At 70.0% G+C, this 4,382-nt stretch carries 4 protein-coding genes; 1 reads left to right on the forward strand and 3 read right to left on the reverse strand.

Features of this window, described 5'->3' with window-relative positions:
• Nucleotides 1–864, reverse strand: an 864-nt coding sequence (locus tag K206_RS0118100; RefSeq protein ID WP_020203808.1) for a DMT family transporter, incomplete at its 3' end; no start/stop codon positions are given.
• 356 nt (nucleotides 865–1,220) lie between these two features.
• On the opposite strand from K206_RS0118100, the gene K206_RS0118105 reads away from it, so the two are divergent.
• On the forward strand, nucleotides 1,221–1,538 hold the full coding sequence (locus K206_RS0118105) for a PadR family transcriptional regulator (RefSeq protein WP_029043783.1): 318 nt from the start codon (nucleotides 1,221–1,223) through the stop codon (nucleotides 1,536–1,538).
• A gap of 161 nt (nucleotides 1,539–1,699) precedes the next feature.
• On the opposite strand, the gene K206_RS0118110 is transcribed toward K206_RS0118105, so the two are convergent.
• Nucleotides 1,700–2,719 (reverse strand): putative 2-aminoethylphosphonate ABC transporter substrate-binding protein, encoded by a 1,020-nt coding sequence (locus tag K206_RS0118110; protein WP_020203810.1) that lies wholly within the window; start codon nucleotides 2,717–2,719, stop codon nucleotides 1,700–1,702.
• A 61-nt stretch (nucleotides 2,720–2,780) separates the two neighbouring features.
• Nucleotides 2,781–4,382, reverse strand: a 1,602-nt coding sequence (locus tag K206_RS0118115) for a putative 2-aminoethylphosphonate ABC transporter permease subunit (RefSeq protein ID WP_020203811.1), incomplete at its 5' end; no start/stop codon positions are given.

Consider the following 4,382-nt stretch of genomic DNA (forward strand, 5'->3'; position numbering starts at 1 on the left):
CACCAGCCACACCGCCACGCCGATCAGCGCGCCGCCGGCGGCATGCGCCCACGACAGCTGCTCGTGCAGGAACAGCGCACCCCACACGATGCCGAACGGCGGGATCAGGAAGGTCACGGTCAGCGAGCGCACCGGCCCCAGGTCCGCGATCAGCCGGTAGTAGAGGATGTAGGCGATGGCGGTGCAGAACATGCCCACGCCGAGCATCGCCAGCCACACGCCCGGCCCGGCGGCCGGCAGCGTGTTCTCGCGCCACAGCGCGGCGGCGCAGAACGGCAGCAGGAACAGCGCCGCGCCGAACATGCTGCCGGTGGCCACCAGGCGGCTGTCGAGCCCGCCCTGCGCGGTGATCCAGCGCCGCGCCAGGAAGCCGGCCAGCCCGTAGCAGGCCGTCGCCACCAGGCAGGCGGCGGCGCCCAGCAGCACCTGCGGCGTGAACGCCACCGGGCCGGTGCGCGTCAGCACCGCCACGCCGGCCACGCCGAGCACCACGCCGCCGGCCTTGTTCAGCGTCAGGCGCTCGCCGAAGCCCACCGCCCCGATCAGCACGCCCATCAGCGGCGTCATCGCGTTGAACACCGCCGAATAGCCGGCCGGCAACCACAGCGCCGCGAACGCATACATGACGAAGGGGATGCCCGAGTTGATCACGCCCAGCGCCATCACCGCGCGCCACTTGCCGCGCATGTCCCAGCGCACGCGCATCAGGGCCAGGCAGGCCAGCAGCGTCAGCGCGCCGATCAGCACGCGCAGGAAGGCCGTCGTGAACGGCCCCAGCACCGGCGCGCCGATGCGCAGGAACAGGAAACTGGCGCCCCAGATGGCGGCCAGGGACAGCAGGCGAAACAGATCGGTGGGTTTCATGGCGGGGTGGAAGGCCGGGATGCCCGGATTAGACGCGGGGCCGCGGCCGGCCGCAAGCTGCTTTCGGACATGTTCCTGTCCGGAAAAGACGGCGTGAAGTTATCTATTGAACACAATTTGCGCGACTTTAGAGGCGGGAGAGCCTCTCGATCCCCTCGGAAGGGGGGTGACGCAAATCCGGCGTGACAAGCCGCGTTAAGTTATTTTAAAATCTGATCTGCGCCAGAGTTAATTGACCCCTCCGACGCATTCCCGACAAGCCGCCACGCTCGTGGCGGCTTCTTTTTTTTGCGGCGCGTGGACCACAACTATAAATCAACGTCAACCGCAATGCGAGATCCCGCGTTTGCACCGTCATGAAACGACAGTTCCTTGGCTTGCTCGCCCGCATCTACGTCCTCCAGTTCGCCGTCGAGGTCCCGGCCACCGTGGCCATGCTCGCCGAAATGCTGATGGAGTACGGCTTCCAGGTGGATATCGGCTCCGTCCGCCCGCTGCTGCGCGCGCTGCAGATGGACGGCTACATCGAAAGCGTGCTGCGCGACGGCATCGGGCGGGTCTACCTGATCACCGAGCGCGGGCGCGAGGAACTGCGCGCCAGCCGCGCGCACGTGGACGATCTCTACCGCCGCCTGCACTCGCGCAACGATCCCTCCGAAGCCTCCAACGGCTGACCCGCCGGCCGTTCTCCCCTGCCGCGCCGCGCTTGCCGCGATACCGTCCGTACCCGTTTCTGCGTGGCCACGCCCGCCGGCGCCGGCCCGCCTCCGACGAAAAAGGCCCGGACGCGGCAGCGCCTCCGGGCTTTTTTCGTCGGCGGGCCGGTCAGGCCGCCTTACTTCTTCTCGGCCTTGCCTTCGTAGCGCTTGCTCCACTCGGCCAGGATGCGGTCGCGGTTGGTGCTGGCCCAGCCGAAGTCGTTCTTGATCAGGCGCTTCTCGTAGTCGGCCGGCAGCAGCGCATCGGGCTTGGCGATGCCGGGAATGGCCAGCACCGCGAAGTTCTTCTCGTACAGCGCCATCGCCTCGCCGGAGGCGGAGAAGTCGGCCAGCCTGCGCGCGGCTTCCAGGTTCCTGGTGCCCTTGACGATGGCGGTGGCCTCGATGTCCCAGCCCAGCCCCTCGGACGGCAGCACGATGTCGATCGGCGCGCCTTCCTTCTTGGTCTTCATGGCGCGGTACTCGAACGCGATGCCGATCGGGAACTCGCCCTGCGCGGCCATCTTGCACGGCTTGGAGCCCGAATGCGTGTACAGGCCGATGTTCTTGTGCAGCGCGTCCATGTAGGACCAGCCCTTCTGCTCGCCCATCATCTGCAGCCACGCGCTCACGTCGAGGTAGCCGGTGCCGGACGAGGCCGGATGCGGCATGACGATCTTGCCGGCGTACACCGGCTTGGTCAGGTCGGCCCACGAGGCCGGCTTGGGCAGGCCCTGCTTCTGCGCCTCCACGGTGTTGAAGCAGATCGCCGCGCCCCAGACGTCCATGCCGACCCAGGCCGGCGGGTTGGCGGCGCTGCGGTACTGCGCCTCCACCGCCGCCAGGTTCTTCGGCGCGTACGGCTGCAGCATGCCTTCCTTGTCGAGGATGGCCAGGCTGGAGCCGGCCAGGCCCCAGATCGCGTCGGCGCGCGGCGCGGCCTTCTCGGCCAGCAGCTTGGCGGTGACGATGCCGGTGGAGTCGCGCACCCACTTGATCTCGATGTCCGGGTTGGCCTTCTCGAAGGCGGCCTTGTAGGCGGCGATCTGGTCGGCCTCGAGCGCCGTGTAGACGGTCAGCACGGTGTTGGCATGAGCGGCGCCGGCCAGCAGCGCGAAGGCGGCCACGGCGGTGGCGGTGCGGAACGGATGAGGCATGGTTTCTCCTTGGGATGCGTGCGGATGCGGTGATGCGGGTTCGGAAATCCGGGCCGGCCGGTCAGTGCGCCGGCGCGCGCCACGCCTGCGTGCGGCGCAGCCAGCCGCGCGCGGCGCCGAGCAGCAGCAGGCAGGCCAGCGCCGAGGTCAGCAGGATCAGCGTGGACATGGCCGCGGCGGACGCGGTGTCGCCGGCGTCGTCCATGTTCAGCACGGAGATCGCGGCCAGCACGGTGTCGGGGCTGTAGAGGAAGACCACCGCCGACACCGTGGTCATGGCCGAGACGAACAGGTAGCGGAAGATGTCGAGCAGCGCCGGCAGGCAGACCGGCACCGTGACGCGCCAGCAGGTCGCCAGCGGCGCCACGCCGAGCGACAGCGCCGCGGCCTCGAACTCGCCGTCGAGCTGGCGCAGCGCGGCGGCGGCGGTAAGGTGGCCGGTGGTGTAGAAATGCGCCACGTTGCAGAGCACCAGCAGCGTCATGGTGCCGTACAGCGCGTGCAGCGGATTGGCCGGCGCGTTGAAGAAGAACACGTAGCCGAGGCCGAGCACCAGCCCGGGCACCGCCATCGGCAGCATGAAGCCGGCGCGCAGCGCGCCGTGCAGCCAGGCCGGCCCGCGCGTGCGCTCGGTCAGCCAGGCACCGAGGAAGATCGCCGCGGTGCCGGCCAGCGCGGTCAGCGCCGCCATCTTCAGGCTGTTGCGGTAGGCCAGCCAGCCGCCGCCGTCCATGTTGTCGAAGTCGTAGTGCGCCAGCGTGAGCTGCAGGTTGTACGGCCACAGCCTGACCAGCGAGGCGCCCACCGCCGCGGCCAGCACCAGCAGCAGCGCGCCGCCCACGGCCAGCACCACCAGCAGGCAGGCCGCATCGCGCAGGCGGTCGCGGCCCGGCACGTAGACCTGCGCGCGGCTCGACATCTGCGCGCGCTGGCGGCGCTGCATGGCGATGTCCACGCCGAAGGTCAACAGCGCCGGCAACAGCAGCAGCATGCCGATCAGCGCGCCGCGCGCGAACTGCTGCTGCCCCACCACCGCCTTGTAGGCCTCCAGCGCCAGCACCGGATAACCGCCGCCCACCACCTTGGGCACGCCGAAATCCGTCACCACCAGCGTCAGCACCAGGCAGGCCGCGCCGAACAGGCCGTGGCGCGCGCCCGGCAGCGTCACCGTGAGGAAGGTGCGCCACGGCGACGCGCCCATCGCGCGCGCGGCCTCGTACAGGCGCGCGTCGGCCAGCAAGAGCGCGGCCATCAGCACCATCAGCGCGTGCGGGAACGTGTAGAAGGCCTCGCCCAGCACGATGCCCCAGAAGCCGTAGATGCCGCCGGCGCCGAAGGCGCCCTTGAAGATGCCCTGGTTGCCGAACAGGTAGACCAGCGCGATGCCCGGCAGCAGCGACGGCGCGAACAGCGGCAGCAGCGCGATGCCGCGCCACAGCGGCTTGAGCGCGACGCGCGAGCGCTGCAGCGCGTAGGCGAAGCCGAACGCCAGCGGCACCACCAGCGCGGCCACGGTCAGCGAAACCGCCAGGCTGCGCCCGAGCAGCGGCACGAAATTGGGATTGGCGGCCAGCTCCGCCATGCGCGCGGGCAAGGCCCAGTTGCCGGCCTGGTCGAACCACGCCTGCCCGAACAGCGCCAGCAGCGGCAGCGCGAGCGCCAC

The organism is Cupriavidus sp. WS (assembly GCF_000395345.1).
Classification (GTDB): Bacteria; Pseudomonadota; Gammaproteobacteria; order Burkholderiales; family Burkholderiaceae; genus Cupriavidus; species Cupriavidus basilensis_B.

What these genes read in the sequence shown, in the direction of transcription:
- K206_RS0118110 (WP_020203810.1), bottom strand. Translation starts at nt 2,719, where the DNA reads ATGCCTCATCCGTTCCGCACCGCCACCGCCGTGGCCGCCTTCGCGCTG.
- K206_RS0118105 (WP_029043783.1), top strand. Translation starts at nt 1,221, where the DNA reads ATGAAACGACAGTTCCTTGGCTTGCTCGCCCGCATCTACGTCCTCCAG.